The organism is Pseudomonas putida S13.1.2 (assembly GCF_000498395.2).
Lineage (GTDB): Bacteria > Pseudomonadota > Gammaproteobacteria > Pseudomonadales > Pseudomonadaceae > Aquipseudomonas > Aquipseudomonas putida_Q.
This window is the reverse complement of record NZ_CP010979.1, coordinates 105411-127418: the sequence shown is the minus strand read 5'-3', so window position 1 is coordinate 127418 and position 22008 is coordinate 105411. Positions and strand designations below refer to the sequence as shown.

Annotated in this window: 15 protein-coding genes; all 15 read right to left on the bottom strand. The window is 60.1% G+C overall.

What is annotated here, in order from left to right; translation table 11 throughout:
• Nucleotides 1–10 precede the first annotated feature (10 nt).
• Nucleotides 11–5116 carry a glycosyltransferase gene (locus tag N805_RS00595; RefSeq protein WP_080956758.1) on the bottom strand — a complete coding sequence of 1702 codons (5106 nt, stop codon included), beginning with the start codon at nt 5114–5116 and terminating at the stop codon, nt 11–13.
• 100 nt (nt 5117–5216) lie between these two features.
• Nucleotides 5217–6278 (bottom strand): NAD-dependent epimerase/dehydratase family protein, encoded by a 1062-nt coding sequence (locus N805_RS00590; RefSeq protein WP_230685695.1) that lies wholly within the window; start codon nt 6276–6278, stop codon nt 5217–5219.
• Between the two features lie 92 nt (nt 6279–6370).
• The gene (locus tag N805_RS00585) at nt 6371–7690 is read right to left on the bottom strand and encodes an FkbM family methyltransferase (RefSeq protein ID WP_026034450.1); all 1320 of its coding nucleotides are present in this window, start codon (nt 7688–7690) and stop codon (nt 6371–6373) included.
• Between the two features lie 86 nt (nt 7691–7776).
• Nucleotides 7777–8691 (bottom strand): hypothetical protein, encoded by a 915-nt coding sequence (locus N805_RS00580; protein WP_019471419.1) that lies wholly within the window; start codon nt 8689–8691, stop codon nt 7777–7779.
• On the bottom strand, nt 8691–9971 hold the full coding sequence (locus N805_RS00575) for a hypothetical protein (RefSeq protein ID WP_019471418.1): 1281 nt from the start codon (nt 9969–9971) through the stop codon (nt 8691–8693). Before N805_RS00575 ends, N805_RS00580 begins: the two co-directional genes overlap by 1 nt.
• Nucleotides 9968–10948: a hypothetical protein gene (locus N805_RS00570; protein WP_177313754.1), complete on the bottom strand. Its 981-nt coding sequence runs from the start codon at nt 10946–10948 to the stop codon at nt 9968–9970. Before N805_RS00570 ends, N805_RS00575 begins: the two co-directional genes overlap by 4 nt.
• 85 nt (nt 10949–11033) lie before the next feature.
• Nucleotides 11034–12092 carry an FkbM family methyltransferase gene (locus tag N805_RS00565; RefSeq protein WP_019471416.1) on the bottom strand — a complete coding sequence of 353 codons (1059 nt, stop codon included), beginning with the start codon at nt 12090–12092 and terminating at the stop codon, nt 11034–11036.
• Nucleotides 12082–12840, bottom strand: coding sequence for a TylF/MycF/NovP-related O-methyltransferase (locus tag N805_RS00560; RefSeq protein ID WP_019471415.1), 759 nt, complete (start codon nt 12838–12840; stop codon nt 12082–12084). Before N805_RS00560 ends, N805_RS00565 begins: the two co-directional genes overlap by 11 nt.
• The gene (locus N805_RS00555) at nt 12837–14642 is read right to left on the bottom strand and encodes a thiamine pyrophosphate-binding protein (protein WP_230685694.1); all 1806 of its coding nucleotides are present in this window, start codon (nt 14640–14642) and stop codon (nt 12837–12839) included. The genes N805_RS00560 and N805_RS00555 overlap by 4 nt, the downstream gene beginning before the upstream one ends.
• A 26-nt stretch (nt 14643–14668) precedes the next feature.
• A complete protein-coding gene (locus N805_RS00550; protein ID WP_019471413.1) occupies nt 14669–16567 on the bottom strand; it encodes an N-acetylneuraminate synthase family protein in 1899 nt (632 codons plus the stop codon).
• On the bottom strand, nt 16564–17928 hold the full coding sequence (locus N805_RS00545; RefSeq protein WP_019471412.1) for a CBS domain-containing protein: 1365 nt from the start codon (nt 17926–17928) through the stop codon (nt 16564–16566). Before N805_RS00545 ends, N805_RS00550 begins: the two co-directional genes overlap by 4 nt.
• Nucleotides 17925–18617 (bottom strand): sugar phosphate nucleotidyltransferase, encoded by a 693-nt coding sequence (locus N805_RS00540; RefSeq protein ID WP_019471411.1) that lies wholly within the window; start codon nt 18615–18617, stop codon nt 17925–17927. Before N805_RS00540 ends, N805_RS00545 begins: the two co-directional genes overlap by 4 nt.
• Nucleotides 18617–19939, bottom strand: coding sequence for a lipopolysaccharide biosynthesis protein RfbH (gene rfbH, locus N805_RS00535; protein WP_019471410.1), 1323 nt, complete (start codon nt 19937–19939; stop codon nt 18617–18619). The genes N805_RS00540 and rfbH overlap by 1 nt, the downstream gene beginning before the upstream one ends.
• Nucleotides 19932–20999, bottom strand: a complete 1068-nt coding sequence (rfbG, locus tag N805_RS00530) for a CDP-glucose 4,6-dehydratase (RefSeq protein WP_019471409.1) — start codon at nt 20997–20999, stop codon at nt 19932–19934. The genes rfbH and rfbG overlap by 8 nt, the downstream gene beginning before the upstream one ends.
• Nucleotides 20990–21760, bottom strand: a complete 771-nt coding sequence (gene rfbF, locus N805_RS00525) for a glucose-1-phosphate cytidylyltransferase (RefSeq protein WP_014590132.1) — start codon at nt 21758–21760, stop codon at nt 20990–20992. Before rfbF ends, rfbG begins: the two co-directional genes overlap by 10 nt.
• Nucleotides 21761–22008: the final 248 nt, after the last annotated feature.

Genomic DNA, 22008 nt, shown 5'->3' with positions numbered 1-22008 from the left:
CGGCCATGTATCAGTCCGGCAGCCAGGCCTTGCGCCAGTTGCTCAGGTTGTCACCTTCGAGCATCCAGGTGCCCAGCACTGCATTGCGCAGTGCATCGCCCGCCTTCGCCGTGGCATCCAGATCAGAGATGTGCATGCGGATGGCATCTACCCAACCACGGAAACGGTTCTTCACCAGTGTGACCGGCAAATCGCTGTAGCCCTGGTAGCAACGCAGGTCGCTGGCGATCACCGGGTAACCACAGGCACCGTACTCCAGCAAACGCAGGTTGCTCTTGCACTCGTTGAACAGGTTCTGCTCGACGGGAGCCAGGGCCAGGTCCAGGTTCATGCTGGCCAGAACCCGCGGGTATTGCTCAATCGAAACACCCTCGTGGAACTCATGAACATAGGGCCGCAGCTTGTCCGGGCACATCCCGAAGAACACCCACTCCACCTCGTTGGCCAATTCCTTGACCACGTCCGCGATCACTTCCAGGTCGCCCGTATGGCTCGCCCCACCCGCCCAGCCGACACGCGGTTTGCGCGACTGCCGGCGCAGGGCCTTGAGGTTCCCCCAGTAGCGGGTATCCAGCGTGTTGTGTACCACGCGGATATCGCCATGCAGGCCGGCGAAGGCCTCGGCCAGCGGCTGCGTGGAAACGACAAAGCGGTCCACATAGGACAAACCGCGACGTATGGACCGCAAAATGTCCTTGGGCATGTGCGCCCTGTGCACGCTCTTGAGTGGCAGGTTGGGCAGGTAGTCGTCCAGCTCGAAGACCTTGAAAGCCCGCGAAAACGCGTGCATCCGGCGTATATGCTCAATCTGCTCATCGCCAACCTGGCGCTGCAGGATGATGCTGTCGGGCTGATAACGCTCAAGTTCGGCAGGCGCCAGATAATTCCACGCCACCACCCCCTCGGCCAGCCCCTCGCGGTTGAGCGTATCCAGCGGCTGGATGACCCGGTAGTTGCCACACCCTCCTCTGTCCGCCGCATGGGCGAGGATGGTCGGCAGCGGTTTCCAGGACGACAACGGTCGCCAGCTCAGACCGGAGGGCGCCAGGCCGAGGCCATTGCTGGAAGACAGCGAGAAGTTCGGGTTGTGGAGCGGGTCACGTGCCAGTACAGGCAGCCAGCGGTCATACAAGGCATCTTCTTCTGCAGCGGTGGCCGGCGTTACAGCATCCTCACTGAGCAGCAACTGAACACGCGGCGTCCACACGTTCAGGTAGCCGCCACGGTGCAGGCGCAGGCACAGATCAACATCCGTCCAGCGCTGCAACTCGGGGGACTCGTCGAAACCGCCCGCCTCCAGGAACAGGCTTTTGTTCACCAGCAGGCACTTGCCGCTCACGGCGACATAGTTCTGGTCCACTTGCAGGCGCTGCAGATAGCCGGACGCGGCCATCGGCTGACCGGCAAAAGCTTCGCCAACAGGGCCATTCAGGCCGAGCACGAAACCGGCATGGCTGATGGTAGCGTCCCCCGCCACCAGTTTGGCCCCCACCACGCCGACTTCCTGGCGCATGCCGTGGTTGAGCATCTGCTGCAACCAATCGTTATCGAGCACCGCAGCGCCTTCGTCCAGCCACAGCAGGAAATCACCACGGGCCTGCCCGGCTGCCTGGTTGCGCATTTGCACAGGCGCCATGCCAGCCGGGAAACGCATGCAACGAATGGCATCGGTGCCAAGCCGGGCAACGTTGTCGAGCCAGCCGTTTACTGCCGGGCCGGCATTATCACGCGCCAGCAGCAGCACCTCGTAGTTTCGATAGGTTGTCTTCTCCAGAATGGTTTCCATGCAACGCTGCACCCGCTCGGTGCTGTTGCCCTGGAGCAGGATCAGGATGCTGACCGGCGCGTCGCCGGGGGCGCCATAGTCCAGATCATAACGCCCGGGCAGACGAGACCCGATGCGCGCCTGGGCAAAACCGCGTGCATGCAGATGGCGCTGGATGACCCCGCGCTCGTCCGGGCAGTCGCGCAGCGACGGGGCATCGCAGACCAACAACGGCTCGCTGATATGCCCCAGCCCCTCGAAACCGGCAGATTCGATCAGGCGCAGAATGTAATCCAGCTCGAACGCCTGGCCCGCTTCCTGGCGGAAGCCGCCCATTTCCAGCCACACCTGACGGTTGAACAGCCAGTGGCGTGACAGGCTTGCCGGCAAACTGAGCAGCAGGTCAAGGTTGAGATCAGGGCGCAGCGCAGCGCCCATTTCCGACCCGGCGCAACGCAAACCTTCATCACCATAAACGGCCCGACAGCCCGGCGCCGCCAACAGGTCAAGCGCGGCAATCAGCAAGCCACTTGCAGTGAACTCACTCCCCGCCTCTACCAGCATGAACCAGTCGAATTCACCCGCCTGAACTGCCTGGTTCAGCTGATCGCTCAGGCTGGCATCGGTCAAACGCATGAAATGCAGCGTATCCTGCGCCGAAGTCGCGGGCGCCTCGCCCGGCGTCAACGCGACAATTTTCAACGTGGAATAAAGGCAGTGATCGCTGTTCAGGCTTTGCAGAGAAGCTTTCAATGCATCTGCGTGCCCATCAGCGTCCACCACGATAATGCCGATCACAGGGCCGCCCTGATGGGCGTGCAGACGCTGTTCGATCAGGCGGCTCTGCATGGCATCCGGAACACGTTCGCCCAGCCAGGTTTGCAGCGTCAACGCCTTGGGCTTGCCACCCAGATGCTCCAGCATCTCCTGGCGCCCGCGCTCTACTTCCTCGTTGCCAACGTCGCTATGGCGCGCATACAACTCGCGATAAAGCGCTGGGTAATCTTTCAGTGCCTGCTCGGAACGTCGAGCCGGCGCACTGTCATCACGGCGCATACGGACTTCCACCGTCTCACAGCGAACATGATGGAAGGCGCTTCGCGCGCTCAGGCGCATGAGGAAATCCCAATCTTCCAACCCTGCCAGGGACTCGTCGAAGTCCCCCACGGCAAGTGCAAGCGCGCGTGGGCAGGCAAAGGTGTTGATCGGGATGTAGTTGTTGACCAGCAAACGCTCCCTGGAGTACGCCTCGTGGGGATAGCGTTGCTCGCGCGCCACTTCGGTCCGCTTGCCTGCCGCAAGCGTTTCCTGAATGAAGACTGCATCCGTATACACCACACTGTCGGGGTGGGTATCCAGCGCTTTGGCCAATGTTTCAAGATGGTCAGGCAGGTACAGGTCGTCATCGTCCAGATAGACGACATAACGACCACGGGCCAGGTGCAAAGCGGCATTACGCGCAGCGGCCGGGCCGCGATTACGGCCTTGGCGGATATAGGTGATGGGGAAATCGTAGTCAGCCAGCAGCGACTCGACCGGGTCGCCGTTATCGTTGACCAGAATGACGTCAAAGTCCTTGAAGGACTGATGGGCAACGCTGTTCAGCGCATCCCTTAGCAATTGCGGACGGTTAAACGTGGTCAATATGATGGAGAACAGCGTTCTCTCGGCGTCTTGCGCCAGGGCTTCCAGACGCCCACACAATTGCCGCACCCGTCTGCCCAGCCCGGTATCCTGCTCTTGCGGATAAAGTGTCAGCCGCCGCTTGAGGTGCGCAGCAACTTCGCGCTCATAGCCTTTCAGCCGCCCTTCGTTACCACGCTCAAATACACCTTCGAGAATACAGGTGTGCCCTTCCAGCGGTGCGCAGGAGACATAAAACTCATGGGAATGTTGTGCAGCATGTACGCGATAGCTCACACCAGGCACAGCGCTGAAGGCGAAGTCAGGGTAAAGCTCTGCAAGCTGAACCATAAGCTGCCAGTCACCAGACCCTCGAATTCTGACATCACGCCGCCAGGCCTTGAAAAAGGCATCTCTACGAATGATGGCTGCAGAGGGCGTAATGTAGCTGTCGTAAATAAGAAGATCCGCAACCTCATTACGCCCGCCAAAATAATCTGCACCCCGATGCCCCGGGTGGCGAGGCCCTGGTACGGGCTCTCCCTGCTCGCTGACCCAACATATCGGACTGTAACCCAGTGCAACCTGCGCATTGCTTTCCATCGCAGGGAGAAGGCGCTGAACATGGCCTGGATTCATGAAATCGTCGGCCATGAACAAAATCATGTATTTGCCTTTGGCCGCCCAAAAGCCATTTTGAGAGCTGTTGCCTGCCCCAAAATTCCGCCGGTTACGCATATAGCGCACCCGCGTATCAGACGAAAATTCCGCCATGACCAACTGCGTGTTGTCCGTCGAGTCATTGTCCACAACGAGGACTTCAACCTCCTCGACACCCTGGCTCAACACGGACCGCACTGCTTGCCCCAGATACCGACCATAGTTATAGGCTGGAATGACGACGCTCAACAACGGCGCTGCGCCACGCACCGCTGTTGCATCCAGTGCAATAGCGGAGGTCAGCGCATTGATCCAGAAGTCTACGGTATAGGGGTAAATACGCTCATCCGGGCGAGCGCTGCCTTGCATGAGAAACGACCGCAAGCGACTCGCCAGCGCCTCGTACTCCGCCCACTGCATACCATCAAGAAAAGCGAACAAGTCTCCGCTGTTACTAAACGCACTACCGTCTACATAGCAGTCACGCGGAAACCATTCTGGCACCGAAGCGGTTGCGGTATGCACAGGAACGGCACCCGACAACAGGCAAGACTGCCACTCAGGTGACAGCCAACCCGACAACTCGGGCTCAAGGTCACATAAAGCGAAGTGTGCTCCCGCCAACTCGATAGCGTCCCGGCCATGCACAGATGCCTTGGCGCTGAAAGCAGAGCGCAGGCTCAATTCGGCAAGCGGTAGTTCCAGCGGCTGATTGAGCCGCACCAGGTCTTGGCCTGTGAACGCCTCTTTGGCAGGTAGAAACACCCGATCAAACTGTTCGAGTAGCTGTGCGCCGTCCCTGGAGTTCTCCAACTGCATCAGATAGCGTCGAGTATCGGCCGAGAATGTCAGCACTTGCGAGCTTGCATGAACCTGCTCAATCAAGAGGACACTGTCATAGTGACCAGTGACGTCGGCTACCAACACCCGCTCGAAGACAAGACCGTTGGCATTACCATAGGTCTGCAATGGGCCAAGAGGAAATAGAGCCTGCAACTTCTCCCATTGCTCATCGCTTAAAAGAAAAGCCTTCTGCTCCTGCCCTAGCTGAACCCCGGCGATACCCACTCGCCAAGGCTTCCCCTGGCAACTACCGCCTGCAATTGAGGCCCAATCCATCACGCATCCCCTCTGTCACGGCCTCGCTTACACGCAGCCTCGTTGAAATTCAATTTCGTTCACCCAGGGATTTCGCCCAGGCAGCCATGCTGTCGATCGATTGGTCCAGGCTGGTCCAGACGTCCAGCCCCAACCCACGGGCATGGCCAATATCCGGTACATAAAAGGAACGCTCCGAACCCTCGGGGCGCCCCATGATCCGCACCTGTTTTCCTTGAGCCACTCGCGAAACAACCCGACGCGCCAGATCGGCAATGCTGATCGCCTGATCGGAGCCAACGTTGTAGGCCTCGCCGGATCTGCCTCTTGCCAGCAACACCAACAGCCATGCAGCCAGATCTGCACCGTGCAAATAGCTACGCACCGCCGTCCCACAAGAGCGGATCACCACCTGATCCGCAAACAGGGCGTCACGAACAAAGTTGCCAATGGCGAAGTGGCCATCAAGCGGCAGACCTGGCCCCGAAAAGGCGAAGCAGCGCGCCATGATTACGTCAATGCCTTGCGTCTGTGCATAAATCGCGCCCAAGGTTTCCTGTGCTCGCTTACCTTCGGCATAAGCACTTCCCGCGCTGTTGCTGACACAAGCGCTAGCGAAGCCTTCCGCGACCCCGGCGACCTCATCGGCTCCTCCCCGCAGAACCCCGTACTGCGCACCGGAGCCAGTAAAAAGCACGCGCGCCTGATCCCTTACTGCCAGGTCGAGCACCCGACGCGCACCGGTCATGATGGTGTCGAAAATTTCCAACGGCTTGCCATGGGCAGCCGCGGAAGTTTCGGTTGCCGCATGAATAATCAGATTGACAGGCTGACCCGGAACGGTCAGCAGATCACGCACATCACCACAGACCCAATGCAGCCAAGCGCACTCACGGTAACAAGGCTGCGCATCCAGAAATCGGGATGGGTTGCGTGACAGAACGGTGACATTAACCCCTGCGCCTTGCAGGTTTAGTTGCTGAAACAACGCCAACAACCATGATCCAAAAAAACCTGTACCACCGGTCAATAGCACATGCTGCCCCGCCAAGGCGTTGTGCAAACCAAGCGTGGAGGGGACGGCAAGCAACGCGTTTCTGATTACGGGTGAAAGCGAGGAAAATCCAGGCATTGGCGTCAGGGACTCATGGGTAGGTTAAACGCGGGAGTGGAGACGCCGCAGCAGTTCAGGCGTTCCCAAAGCATGGCCGCCTGGCCACAGGCCTAATAGAAATACAGGGTAATGTCTTCCAGAATGTCCGCGTACAAGCGCATGCCCACCTTGTAATCGCTGCGAATGGACTGCACTTCATCGATCAAGCACCAATAATCGTCAGAACGATGATAAGCACAGACTGCCAACGCGGGCCTGTCGCGCGCGATGATCATGCGTGCGCCCCGCAAGGCAGATGCCTCCATGCCCTCGATGTCGAGCTTGAACAAGCCAACCTTGCCCGGCACCACGGCATCCAGCGGTACACCCTGAATGAACGAGGTGATGCTTGCGGGAACATCACTGCTTAATTCTCCAGCAATGTCATACGAAAGCTCTGGCTGATAGATGGCCCGGCTGGGCACTTCGTCCAGCCCCATGTTGAACAGCCAGACACTGGGCCGGTCCGAGACACTCTTGAGCGCCTCGTAGTAAGCGGGTAATTCGGGTTCAAACAGCCAGGCCTGCTCGACCGGGCCAAAGTGTTTCTCCAGCCGATGCAGGGTATCGCCCGCTGCCGCGCCAGCGTCCACAAAGCGCGCTGCCTGTTCAGGCCGTACAAATGCCTTGTCGAAATACTCTTCATCCCAAGGCGACTTGGCCTGCTCGGCACACGCAATTGACAGGCGTGTGCGCATACCGATCAACGCATCAAAAACCTTGCGTGATGGCTCATCGTCCAGGCACAAAAAAGCAGAAATGAACCGCCAGGGATCACGTAATGGTGCCTCTGCAAAACTGGAAAACTTCTCGCACCCCAGGCCAGGCCCCGCGCCATCCAACGCGTATAGAAATTCATGCATGTTGACCAGGCGAATCCCCGGCACCTGACCCAATTGCCTGGAAATGGCGTTGCCATGCCTGCCACTCGCGACAACGACGACCGCGTTGTCCAAAGAAAGGCTGGATGGGTGAGCGATCGAGATCCCCTCCATTGAACCGCCTTCCTTCGCCCGGTCATTGTCGAGAAAACCTTTGACCTCAACGCCTAGCGTTTGCGCGTGAAGCGCCAATCGCAAACCGACCTTGAAGGCCCCAAAGATATAGAACCCCTCACTCAGCCAGCCGAGCGCCTGCTTCTTTAGCGCCGCCAAATCGGCCAGGCCAGCGTTCGAGTCCAGCAAGCGCCTGATATTGGGGTAATTATCCAGACGTGATAATGCCTCCAGCCGAGACGGGTGCCTGATCACGATGTGATCTTGAGCTTCACGCAGAGGCGCATCCGACCAGCAAACCGGCAAACGCTCGCCAGACGGAAGTGCAAATGAATAGATGCAACCTTTCTGCATCGCTGAAAAATTGGCGCCGAGCGAGGACAAGCCAGCATTCATCATATTACCTGCCTAACCGATTGGAATGGCCACGAACTGCCATCCCGCAACATAAAATAAAACCAAGCACCTGAAAAAATCGTTTGTCACTCGATAACGATATCGAACAGTGCATCCGCGCGCTGCGGGTACAGTGCCGCCAAGCGCGGCCTGATACGCTCCAGCCTCTCAGCGATCCACTGATTCAACGTCAAGTTCGGATCAATCAGTAGCTTTTCTTTTGCAGACGTGGTGCTGCCGTTAACATCGACATAGTGCCGCGCAATTCCCGAAACCTTTGCATCATCGAGATAATTCAGCATGACCGAAACATCAGGCGGCGGTACGTCGAGGCGGTCAAGCGCATACTCGATCGCCAAAATATCGTTGATGCTTTGCAGGTAGGTACGTAGCCTGACATTGCCCTCATCCACAAGATAGTGCTGAAGCCGGCCGTAAGTCGTTACGAAGCGGCGCTTGCAAAAGTCATAGACCCGAAGCAGGTTTTTCATCTCTGCAAAATTTTCACGCACGCTACCCAAGCGATCCGTCAACACACCGTTGCCGTAATAGAACATATCGGAAAAAATCGAGGCAACCTTGGGAGAGCTGCAACCAGGCACCACAGTGATATCGAACGCGGCGTCATGGACGGTCAGAGAGTTAAGATGATGAGGGTATGCCTGCGAAAATACAGCCTCCGGCATATCCATAAATTTCAAAGCACACAGTTCAATATCAGCAAGCAACAAGTTTACCTGCCCTGCAATGTGCTCCGCGCCCAGCAGCGGGGTCTTGTTATTGATAACATCATACTGCTTGGCGGTTATTGCCCGCTGCGGCTCGTAAAACGCAAGCAGGTCATAATCAGACGAAGCATTCCCCATACCAAGAGGAATAGAGCCCATCAGCGAATAGCACAAAACGCGTACCGGGCAGTGCTGCTCCATTCGCTGGATAACATCATCCACCTGCGCCTGCAAGTCAGGCTGCGCACACACATCAATCAGTTGCGCACGCATTATCGAGCCACCCACTCATCCAGTAAAAAGTCATACGCTTCGAGCGCAGCGGCCGACCGTGCGAAGCGATCGGATATGCGGTACAAATCCCTGACGCCACGGTCAAACTCGCTTTCTTGATAAGCATGGCGAACCGAGCAACCTAGCAGCGCAAACGCCTGGGCCAGCGGCTCGAGGTCAGCGCTTTCTACCCGCAGATGAACGCCGCGGAGGCTGACCCTGCCGGTTTCACTGAAGTTTCTCAGTACCAGCACACGGCACAACTTCAGCAACGTCTCATAGTAGGCACTTTCTGCCCGATACGGCGCTCTCAGAAAATACGAGTGCATTACTGGATAGGGCAATTCGGTGATGCCTGATCGCACCATGCAATCAATCAGCGCTTTCAAAGCGGGGCGATTAAGGTAGGCCTCATAGTCCGCACTCGACAGCTTGAGCGGAACCAGTGATCGCTTGCGATGAATCTGGAAGGCGGCACGGTGTTTGCCGCTGTCCATGTTGAAGTGGTTTTCTTCACTGTTCCAGTCCGCCTTCACCGCATGGTTCAAAAAGAACAAGGGGTCGATAGATTCCGTTTGCCGCATGCGCTCATACACCTGCCTACGGCTTCGCAGCACGTTATCCACCCACGCGGCCGTTTGCGCGATACCAAATTGATCAGCCGCGTTGCGACAGTAAAGGTCCATGTAGTGGTCCGGTGTTGCGCCCGCCTCACCGTCAAACCACTTGAACAGCTCCAGGTAGGGGAACAGGGTAAACACCGGACTGTCCTGGAACAGGCCATTCCCGTTACGGCGTGCACAGACCAACAAGGCCGGTATCCACGCCAGCACGTCCCCCGACGCGTCACTGATGAGCGCATCATCCTTGTAGTCCGGATGAAAAAGCCCTCTCAATGCCGGGATCTCAACGGGCAAGGTCAGCTGTTCGTCAATGATATGGTTATGAAGCTTTGCCATCTGCGCCCGGTCTTCAGCAGATCGCCACGACATGTTGGACCCATTCACCGGGCAAAAAATGACCCGTTCGAACCCCTCCGCGGCCAAGCCAAGCGCAATGCTTTCGTGCTCAAAAATATTGTTTACACAAATGATCACGAGTGCAGATTTGTCTGCATGCCCGACACTTGTGACCGGCAGCCCCTCGTGGCGCTCTATCTCGGCAGCACGCTTGTCAATAAAGCCTGTGACATTGCAGCCAGCCCTCAGATAACGCGAAACCATCGTCCCACGATGGGCGGCACCGTACAGCACTATCGGCGTCTCGGCAGTCCAGATCATACCGGGCACACTCCCTTGAGCAGGCGCAAGAACTCAGCGTCTGGCTCACGCTCGCGTACGGGGAACGACATGAAAGCAGGATGTTTAACAACAACAGGAAGCGACTGCAGTTGCCTGCAATAATCCATCAGCGCCTGTGCCTGGTCCGCTCTGAAATAAGCCTCCCACTCCGCCCGCTTCATTTTAAGCGGAATGCCGTCGAACCCCTGGCGCTCCAGATAGAAGGCGCGATGAGAGCCATCGAGAATATTGAAGCGGTGCGCTGCGCTATCAAACACGGCGACAGACGCAGCCTCTCGATAATAATCCCCCATATCGAAAAAGGTTTTCGCGCGATAAAAGTCCAGCTGCGCCTGGGTAAACAACTCATCAAAAGGAAGCAGTGCCTTGACTGCCGGATCATCCAGCCGGACGTTGGTCGCCCTGTCGATAACGTCTTGTTCCTGATTTTGCCACTTGAAGTAGTCAGCGTAATCGTGATCAATGCCATCGTAAGAACGCCTTACGGTATAGACATAGTCCTTGTGCACAATGGCAGTCACATAATCTGACAACGCGCTCAGCAGGTATTCACCCGCGTGCACCGTATACAGCTCGTCAAAACTGGCAAAGGGCACCGCATAATCACCCGAATAAAATGCGTTCCATGCGCGCGTCATGGCGGCCGCTTTTTCTCCACGGAGAAACGCGGGCAAGTGCAGTATTTTCGTATAGCCGACGCTTCGCAAGGTACGCGCAATCGGAGGGTGGGCAAGGCCATTTCCTATTGCCACGAACACCAGCGCATTACCATGCCTTTGAATGCACGTCTCCACATTCATCACCGGTACAGGCGCATTCGACACACCTTCCGGATGACGATCAATGATGGCGCAAACGTTCACACCGCATTGCATCAAACGCCGACAAAAGCCAACACCTATCTGACCGCCACCATAAATGACAACAGGCCGGTCTATCGTGGAAAGTTTATTCATTGATCGCACATCCGATTTCCTTGCACCGCGACCGCTACGTATTTCGCTGACGAAAAAGCATATGAGCTACCGTGACATGTGGCACTCACGGCCTCTCAGGCACAGCGTAGAGCACTGCATCAAAGGTACTGGGTGAGTGACAGCGCAGGTAAAAGCGGTAGCCCAAATCAAAGCCTTGCAACTGCTCGGCTATTTCCCAGAGGTGTTCCGCACGGTGATAAATACTAATGGCCAGGTGCGGACGATGTGCACGCAGCAGGCCCGCCGCCCCGCACAAGGCTGCCGGCTCTTCGCCTTCGATATCCATCTTGATGAAGTTCGGCGCGAATCCGGGCAAGGCGTCATCCAGGCGCACACAACACACAGGGTTCCCGCCGGACTCGACAAGATGTCCACCCGCCCCCAGAGTGGGGTCATACCCACTCAAACGGCTGCTGTCTGACACGCCACAGGGAAAATGGATTGCCCCCGGGACCTGGCCAAGTTGCGCCGTCAGATGACGATAGTTATCCAGGTCCGGCTCGAATGTCGCCAGGCTGGTGAAACGAAAACCGGCAGCCAGCAATGCCTGAACAGTGTCGCCGATGTATGCACCGCAATCGATGAACCGCAGCGGTTCAGGCAAACCCGGCACGTCTGCCGGGAAATACTGCTGCCCTGCTACCGAAGGAAGGCAACGCGGATCACCCAAGGTGCGGTACTCCACTATCGCGTCCAACAGCTGTTTGCTCGCCTCATCCTCCAGCGCAACCCGCAACGCTGCAATACGTGCTGCATGCTGTTCGTAAAAGCTGGGGGCAACCAGCCAGTAACGAAACGGCTGGTCTTCTGGATAAAGGCCTACGAATTCGACCAGGCTGACTATGCGACCAAACCCCAGCGCCTCCAGATCATCGAAAATGGTCTTGGTATCCACATGGGCGTTGAACAAACCTATCAACACACAGGCTTTAGCCGGGTCATGGTTAGCAGCCCAGTCTTGCGCACTAAAGACTGGTAAGCCGTCCACGTCGTGCAAGTTCTCATCGCGGTCGAGAAAAGCATCCACGCGCTGCCCTCGTGCAACGAGATAATCCCGTACGCGCCGCCCTGCAAGCCTGGCCCCATACACCAACAGTTGGTCGAAGCCGAACTCATTCGCCATGATCGGCTACCTTGATCAGGACGGCATGCCCGTTGAGGTTATGAAGGAAGCGGTATCCGCTGTTCTGCGCCACGAACTCGTTGACCATGCGCGTTACCCCTTCACAGCCAAAGAACCCGTAATCGTCGAAAACCACCACGGCTCCACGCACGAGCCTGGGCGCAGCCCAAAGCAGTACATCGCGAGCAGACTCATAGACGTCAACGTCAATATGCAGCAACGCCAGCCGGTCACTGACCTGTTCCGCGTTGTTCTCCGGGAACATGCCGACCAGTACGCGTACGTTATCTGCCACCCGGCAACGCTTGGCCATTTCCAGGACCAGGTCAACACCGGTATCAGCATGCTCGCCGCCGCTGTAGCTGGTGTCATGTGCCCCGGCCTTGACTACGCCAGTGAACGTGTCCGCCAAAAAAACACTACGCCCCTCGCGCTGACCGGCCATTGCCAGCAAACACCCCGAGCCACCGCGCCATACGCCAACCTCGAGAAAGTCGCCCTCAACGTTGTCGAGTTGGCGCGCCAGCGTCCACAACTCGTACAGCCGCATGATGTCGACCAGCGTGGCGTGGCGCACGGTCTCGTACACCTTCAAAAACGCGGCGTCATTGACCCACGGCGCGTGGCTGGCCATGGGCAGCACGCGGGCATGACGCACCGTGGGCGATTTATCATGCGCCCAGTCGTGCTGGCTACGCAGGTAGCCGTAGCACAACCCGGTCAAGCGACGCTTGAGCCACACCTTCATCCCTGACGGTCCAGCGAAACAGCCATCTGCTGTGCCAGCTCTTCGCGGCTGAGGAACGGATACAAGTCTTCGAGCGCACCGGTTACCGGCTTGCCGTTCTCGTCCATGCGGGTCATCACCCGTGGAACACGCGGCTCCTCGATCTGCACAAGTACCTCACAGATCACCGGGCCATCGCGCTCCAGCACTGCCTGCAAATCAGCCTGCAAATCTTTGTGCGACTCGATGCGCGCATAACCCACACCATACGCACTGGCCAGTTGCGCCAGGTCCGGCAGCTGCAAGCCGCTGCTGGCATCGGCACCCACCAGCAGTTTGAAATGTGCACTCTGCGAGGCACGAATCGAGGCATAACCCTGGTTGTTGATGACGAAGCATTTGACCGGCAGCTTCTGCGCGGCCAGGGTCGCCAGCTCCTGGATGTTCAGCTGCAAACCGCCATCGCCTTCAACACACACAGTCGGCTGGCGGCCAGAGGCCAGACACGCGCCGATTGCCGACGGAATGCCAAAGCCCATCGACCCCGTGCCACGGTTGTGGAAGCAACGCTGGCCCTTCTTCAGGCGCAGGTTGAGCAGGAACAACTCGGAGGCGAAACCCGAGCTGCCCGGTGCGATCACGTCGCCTTCGTTGAGCAGCGAGGACAGCTGGTCAGTGAAGTAGTACATGCTCACGCCCTGGCTGTCGTCCGCGTGCTCGCTCTGCAACAGCGGGTATTGCTTGCGCCATTGTGCGATGCGCGCCAGCCAGTCGGCGTAGGACGGTAGGCGATCACGGCAAACATGCGCAGCCAAGGCTTCAATGAACGGTTTCACATCCGAGACGACGGAGACCTCGATGGGCATCTGCAACTTGGCGATTTCCGCCGGATCGATATCCACCACAACTTTCTTCGCATAAGGTGCGAAGTGAGCATGGTTGTAGGCAGTCAGCGCCATATCCAGGCGCGAACCAAGCACGATCAGCAGGTCGCAGTTCTGCAGCGCAAAGTTGGCCCAGCGCGGTGCAATGGAGCCTGGACGGCCGCCATAGAGCGGGTGCTCGTCCTCGATGATGTCCATGGCTAGCCAGGTGGGCATGACCGGTACGCCTGCGGCTTCGATCAACTGGTTGAATGCATCAACCGCACCCGCCATGCGAATACCACTGCCGGCGATGATGCCTGGGCGCTTGGCCTGGCGCAGCAAACTCACGGTTTGCTCGACCGCCGCACGGATGTCGGGTTGCTCCGCAGCCACGGGGCGCTGCGCCCGGCGCAAGGTCGCCGGGTCAATCCGGGCAGCCTGAACGTCCAGCGGTACATCCAGCCATACCGGGCCTCGGCGCCCGCTGAGCGCGGCATGTTCGAGCTGGTCGAAGACTTCGGCGACCGCCTCGGGATCGGTCAGGGTGAAAGCCGCCTTGGTGATCGGCTCGACAATCGACACGATGTCGGCTTCCTGAACGCCCAGCATGCGCAGGCCGGTACCGGCTTTAAGGTCGGCACTCTTGACCTGGCCAGAAACGAAGAACACCGGCGTTGAGTCCAGCCAGGCACCCAACACTGCCGTAACCGTATTGGTCGCACCTGGGCCACAGGTCGTCATGCATGCTGCCGGGCCACCCGTGAGCTTGCCGGCTGCTTCGGCGGCAATAGCCGCCGCCTGCTCGTGCAGGCACAGCACCGGCTCCAGATCGGGGTGGCGCCCCAGGGCGTCATTGAGGTGCATCGCACCGCCGCCCGGCAGAAAGTAGACCTGCCCCACGCCCAGACGCGCCAGGCGCTCCATGATGTAATCTGCTACACGGACAGTCTGTGTCACCTTGAATACCCTCTTGAAACCGGCACTTAAGCAAGCCGCGTCAAAAACTGCAGCGCCGACCAGAAGCCGGCACCATGATCCTTGTGCCCTTGCCAGACTTCAGGAATGAAGCTGACCTCGGGATGATTGCGAATCTGCGCCCAGGTGGCCGGCCAGTCGATGTCGCCGGTACCCATCACTACGCCTTCGCCGTTGGTACCCTTGGCATCGGCCACGTGCAGGTGCGCCGAATGCGGCAGCAGCAGCGCCAGCGCGGCCTGGAAGTCGAGGCCGAAGTGGAAGCAGGTCATCTGCAGGTGCGACAGGTCCAGGCACAAGCGCAGGCCGTGCTCGCGGGCCTGCGCCGCCAGTTCGTCGGGCATCATGAAAATGTTCTGGTGGCGCTGGCCGCCGAAATGCCAAGGGAACGGCGCCATGTTCTGCGGGATCAGCTCGGTACCGGCGAAATCCACCAGGCGGCAGGCCTCATGGAAGCGCTCGTAGAGTTCGGGACGCATGGCCAGCGGGCGCGGCGCGTCGGCGGAAAAACCGCCGATGTTGGCGACGATCAGCCGGGCATCAGCCCCAGGGAAGAACTCGCCGATCTGCAGGGTCGCATCGACCACGCGCTGCAGGTTGTCGATGGAGCGCCGACGGTAGGCCGGATCGTCCGCAACCAGATCCAGCAGCTCGCTGTTCTCGAACAGTTCCGGGGCGTGGACCACCAGGCGCGAGCAATCCACCTCGGCCAGGAACGGCTGCGGTTTCAGGCTGAGGTCGCGGTACGACAGGTGGAATTCGAACAGGTCCGGCTCGATGCGCCGACGGTAGTCGAGGAAGTCGTGGTAGCGCACCGGCACACCCCAGCGAATAGGCATGTCGAATGCCAGCTTCTGCTCGGTTTGCTGTTCCTGCAGGTCACTTTCAAAAAGGAAGTCGCCCTGGGCAATGTCGCGGTGGGCAGGCTTGCCCAGCAGTTCTGGCAGCCGGTACGGCGGCAGGCCCTGGCCTGGGCTGGCGATGCGCAGCATGCCCTGCTCCAGCACCGCGCCATGGGGGATATCGCGGGCAGCGATCACGCTCTTACCGAGGTTCTCGCGGTTCAGCAACTCACCCTGGCTGGCATGGCGCCCAGGCCCTTGCCAGGGCAGCGCCAGTTCCAGTTGGCGGATGCCGTCCACCAACTGGCGGAATTCGGTGGGTTCCAGGCTGGCCAGGTGATCCGGGCCTTCCATGTTGCGATCCAGGGTAATGTGGCGCTCCACCAACCGGGCGCCCAAGGCCACAGCGCCGAGGCTGATGGCAATACCGCGCTCATGGCCGGAATAGCCGACCAGGCCATGCAGCTCCTGCAGGCGACGCAGGTAGCCGAGCTGGATATCAGCTTCCGGTGCCGGATAGGCGCTGTTGCAGTGCAGCAGCGCGAAGGGCGTGCCCAGCGCGTTGAGCTGTTCGATGGCACGGATGATTTCGTGCTCGAACGACATGCCGGTAGACAGGATCAGCGGCTTGCCCAGGCTGGCGGCCTTGGCGATGAGGAAGGGGTTGCACAAGTCCGCCGAGGCAATTTTCAGGGCCGCCACGTCGAACTGGGCCAGGGCATCGACGCTAGGTTCATCCCAGGGGGTGCACAGATAAGTGATGCCCTTCTCAGCACAGTAGGCGCGCACCTGGTGGTGCTCGTCGAGGCTCAGTTCGACCTTGTCCAGCAGGTCCTGAATGTACTCCACACCGAGGTCTTCGGCACGCGAGCCGTCGGCCTTGCGCCGGTACAGCGCCTCGCGGTTGCGCAGCTGGAACTTGACGCAGTCGGCGCCTGCCGCAATGGCGGCGTCAACCAGTTGCCTGGCCAATGCCAGCGAGCCGTTGTGGTTGTTGCCGGCTTCGGCGATGACGTAGACACGGTCGCCACCCAGGGCGATGCCGTCGAGAATAATTGGGGTCATTGGATTTTCGTCCGCCAGGAAGTTACACCGCAGGACTCGAAGCGAAAGCCTTGAGCCTGGCAGCCCAGTGCGCGCACCGCATGCACCACACGCTGGCGATGCTGGGGTTGTACATAGAACAGGAAGAAACCACCGCCACCGGCGCCCAACAGCTTGCCGCCGAGCGCGCCGGCCGCAACCGCGGCGGCGTAAATGTCATCGAGACGACCATGGCTGATTGCCGAGGAAAAGCGCTTTTTCAGGTGCCAGGCTTCGTCCAGGCAAAGGCCGAAATCGCGCAGTTCGCCGCGAATCAGGTAACGGTGCATGCGCCGGCAAAGCGCGACGCTTGCATGGAGGAGGTCCGTTTGCGAGGACTCGGCCTGCATCTCCTCGCGCTGCAGCTCGTGCAGGCGGCCGGAGTCGTGAGAAATGCCGGTGTCACACAGCACCAGGCAAGATTCCAGCTCGTTGCGGATCGATTCTTCCAGGCGAATCGGGTGTACCAGGTTGCGCTGGTTCTCGAATTCGATCAGGTTGAAGCCACCGAAGGCCGAGGCGTACTGATCCTGCCAGCCACCGGCGATACCGAAGCACAGGCGCTCGGCCTGGAACGCCAGTTCGGCAATCTCATAGGTGCTCCAGCGGTCCTGGCGCAGCTCGTTGAATACCGCGATGGTGGCCGTGGTGGCAGCGGAAGAACCGCCCAGCCCGGAGCCCACCGGAAAATCCGAACGCAGGTAGAGATCGAAGCCGTATTGCGGCTTGATCACCGAAACGATGGTCGCCAACAGGCTTTTTTCACTGGCGGCCAGCAGGTCAGCCAGGGAGTCGTAGTCCTCCTCGCGCCCCAGATCCTCGGAGAAAATGCGGATGCCAAGGTCGCCCCGTGGAACCAGGGTGGCGTGGGCATAAAGACCGACGGTACAGCTGAGCACCGCTGCCGGGTGGTCGATGAAGAAATAGGTCAGGTCCGCACCGCCGCCGCAGAAGCTCATGCGTACTGGCGCACGGGCCCGTGCCAGTACCGGCACTTCCGGGCTGGCCGCCATCAGGCGGGTATAGACCTCGACCAGGCGCCCCTGCTCATCCACGGCCGGGATGGCGTTGAAACCGAGGTCGAAAGCCTTGAGCAACTCCTCCCGCGACGCACCGGCTTGAACCGCCCGGTAATGGCTGTTCATGCAAGTTGTTACTGGCAGGTCGGTCTGCCCACCCTGCAGCAGGTGGCGACGCACATCGCCGTTGGTCACCACACCCAGCAGACGGCGGTCGTCAGCAACCACAAAGGCGATTTGCAAGGCGCCTGCCTCGATGCACTTGACCGCATCGAGGATGCTTTGGCGTTGGCCAATGCTGAGGGTCTGCACCAGCAGGCTCATAGCGAGGTATCCGGAAGAAATTCGTGGGTGTAGCGCGCAAGCGACTCTGGCGTGCCGATATCAATGAAACGCCCGCTGTAATCGACAACGGCAACGGCCTCTCGCTGGAGCAATTCGGGCAACAGATCGTGCTCCATGGAGCATGCGCGGACGGGGGTAGCAGCGAAGGCCGACGCGGTGAAGGCATACACCCCCGCGTTGATCAGGCCGGCGCCCTGCAAGCCCTTTTCCTGCAGCGCAGCCAGGTGCCCGGTAGCAGTCAGCGCCAGGCTGCCATAACGGCTGCGGTTATCGACTCGCGCCGCCAGCATGGCGTTGCCTTCGTCCGCAAGCATCTGCCGATAACCCTGCACATCCACGAAGGTGTCCGCATTGAGTACCAGGTACCGGCCCTGCGCAGGTTGCTCGCGCAACGCGTTGAGCAGTGCCCCACCGGTTCCCAGCGGGCTCTGCTCCACCACCATCGACAGTGGCAGACCGGCTTGGCGAGACAGCTCGGCAAGCTGCTCGGCCACCTGCTCGGCGCGGTAATGCGCGCACAGCACGCCCTCGCTGATGCCGGCACGGGCCAACTGGCTCAGTACGCGCGCCAGGAATGGCTCACCGTGAACGGGTACCAAGGCCTTCTGCGAGTCAGTGACGCTGCGCAGCCGCGTACCGAAACCGCCACACAGGACGTAGGCGCGCATCAGCGCAGCCTCTGCAGGTAGGTTTCCAGGCAGCGCGCTGCATGTTCCAGGTGGTCATCGCTCAAGCCCGGCCACAGGCCGATCCAGAACGTGTCGTTCATGATCTTGTCGGTTACCGGCAACTCGCCGGAAACCTGATAGTTGAGCCCTTGCATGTAGGGCTGGCGGGTCAGGTTGCCGGCAAACAGCAAGCGTGTGCCCACGCCCTGTTCATCCAGGTAGCGCACCAGCTCGACGCGGTTGATTCCACAGCCATCGCGCAGGGTGATCGGATACCCGAACCAGGACGGGTCGCTGTCGCGGGTGGCCTGCGGCAGGATCAGTTGGTCCGCACAAGCGGCCAGCCGGTCGCTCAGCCAGGCGAAGTTGCGCTTACGGGCGGCAACGAAATCATCAACCCGGTCCATCTGCGCCAGGGCGCAGGCGGCCTGCATGTCGGTGATCTTCAGGTTGTAGCCCAGGTGCGAGTAGGTGTACTTGTGGTCGTAGCCTTGCGGCAGGTCACCCATTTGCCAGCAGAAGCGCTTGCTGCAGGTGTTGTCCTCGCCCGGCGCGCAGTAGCAATCGCGGCCCCAGTCGCGGTACGACTCGATGATGCGCTTGAGCAACGGCGAGTCGGTAAACACCGCACCGCCCTCGCCCATGGTGATGTGGTGCGCCGGGTAGAAGCTGAGGGTGCCGATATCGCCAAAGCCGCCAACCATACGGCCCTGGTAAGTGGAACCCAGGGCATCGCAGCAGTCTTCGATCAGCCACAGGCCGTACTTGTCGCACAGGGCGCGCACAACGCCCAGGTCGAAGGGGTTGCCCAGGGTGTGGGCCAACATGATGGCCTTGGTCTTCGGGCCGATGGCCGCTTCGATCAGCGCCGGGTCGATGTTGTAGGTGCCCATCTCGACATCGACGAACACCGGTACCGCGCCGAACTGCAGGATCGGGTTGACGGTGGTCGGGAAGCCGGCAGCAACGCCGATCACCTCGTCACCCGGCTTGATCGCCCGATCGCCAAGGCGTGGCGAAGTCAGCGCGGAAAACGCCAGCAGGTTGGCTGACGAGCCGGAGTTGGTGGTGAGTACACAGCGGCGCCCCAGGTACTTGGCCAGGCGCTTCTCGAACGCCTCGTTGAAGCGGCCGGTCGTCAGCCAGCCATCCAGCACGGCCTCGGTCATTGCCTGCAGCTCGCCGGCACCGATCACCTTGCCCGAAGGCGGAACGCTGCTCTGCCCCGCCACGAAGGGTTTGGGCGCCATCTGCAGCTCGGCATAGCGCCCGACCAGCTCGGCAATCTGTTGGCGCAACTGCTGCGCCGTACTGTCACTCATGGGTTCCGCCTTGGTGAACCGCGATCTGCTCGCGGGTAACGATGTTCATGTCACGCCCTGCTCGCCAGGCCAGATGCCAGTCCAGGGTATGTTCAAGGGTGTCATCCAGCGACCAGCGTGGCGCCCAGCCAAGCAGCTGCCGCGCCTTGCTGGAGTCCAGTGCCAGCAAACCGGCTTCATGCGGCTGGGCATCGCCGGCGACCGACCAGCGCGCCTCGCCTGGCCAGCGCAGGGCAAGACGACGGACGATTTCGCCGACGGTGGCCAGGCCTGCGCTGTCCGGGCCGAAGTTCCAGGCTGTTGCGTATCGCTCGGCGTCCGTGAGCAAGCCCTGCGCCAGCTGCAGGTAGCCCATCAGCGGGTCGAGCACGTGCTGCCAGGGGCGGGTCGCATGGGGATAGCGCAAGACCACTTCTTCACCGTCTTGCCAGGCGCGGAAGATATCCGGCAGCAAGCGCTCGGCAGACCAGTCTCCGCCACCCAGAACATTGCCAGCACGTGCCGTGGCCAGGGCCACGCCGGCGGAACGCAGGAAAGAGTCGCGGTAGCTTGCGCACAGCAGTTCGACACAGGCCTTGCTGCTGCTGTAGGGGTCGAAGCCACCCAAGGCATCCTGCTCCCGATAGGGCCAGGGCCACTCGCGGTTGTCGTAGCACTTGTCAGTGGTCACCACCAGCACCGCACGTACCGAGGGCGTGGCACGCACCGCTTCCAGCAGGTTGAGCGTACCCATGACGTTGGTGGCGTAAGTGTCGCCTGGTGCACGGTAGGACTCGCGCACCAGCGGCTGAGCCGCCAGGTGTAGCACCAGTTCGGGTTGGAAATCCCGCAGGGCATGGGCCAGGGCCGAGGCATCACGGATATCGGCGAAATCACCTGGAACCTGCTGTTGCAGTTGCGCGACCTGCCACAGCGATGGCGTGGTCGCGGCAGGCAAGGCGAAACCGCGCAGCTCGGCGCCAAGCTGGCGCAGCCACACGGACAGCCAGCCGCCCTTGAAACCGGTATGCCCGGTCAGCAGGACGCGGCGCCCTGCCCAGAATGCCGGGTTCAGCGCCATAGCTGCCATGCTGCGTCGCCGTTTTTCCAGTGTGTTTCAAGCAGCGTGCGATCACGCAGGGTATCCATCGGCTGCCAGAAGCCACGGTGCAAGTGGCTCATCAGCTGGCCGTCTTCGGCCAGGCGGCGCATGGGCTCGTCTTCCCAGGTGGTGGCATCGCCCTGGATGTATTCGAGCACGGCCGGCTCAAGCACGAAGAAGCCGCCATTGATCCAGGCGCCGTCGCCCGCCGGCTTTTCCTGAAAGCCGCGCACCTGTTCGCCGTGCACGTCCAGGGCGCCATAGCGACCCGGCGGCTGTACCGCGGTAACCGTGGCCATCTTGCCGTGCTGGCGGTGGAATTCGATCAGGCGCGGAATATCGACGTCGGACACACCGTCGCCGTAGGTCAGGCAAAAGGTTTCATTGCCAACGTAGTCGCGGACACGCTTCAGGCGGCCACCGGTGGCGGTGTTTTCCCCGGTATCCACCAGCGTCACCCGCCACGGCTCGGCGTGGCGGTTATGGATATCCATGCGGTTTTCCGCCATGTCGAAGGTCACATCCGACATGTGCAGGAAGTAGTTGGCGAAGTACTCCTTGATCACATAACCCTTGTAGCCCAGGCAAATGACGAAGTCGTTGATACCGTAGTGCGAGTAGATCTTCATGATGTGCCAGATGATCGGTTTGCCGCCTATCTCGATCATCGGCTTGGGGCGCAGGTGGGATTCTTCGCTGATGCGTGTGCCCAGCCCACCGGCCAGAATGACTGCTTTCATTGTGCTCTTCGTCCGCATTGGTCGGAGGGGCGACAGAAAACTGACCCCTGGCCCTATGCCCTAGGCAAAGCAAAACGCATGCCTGCTTTAGGATCGCGCTCGCTGCGAAATCGGTTTTGTTACTGGGGGGCTTTCCGAGAAGGCTCAACCGATGCCGGGGCCGGCCCTGACCGACTAACGAGCGGGGAAGAAGAAAGAACGGTGGGAAAATTTTGCCGGCCTCTTCGCGGGTAAACCCGCTCCCACAG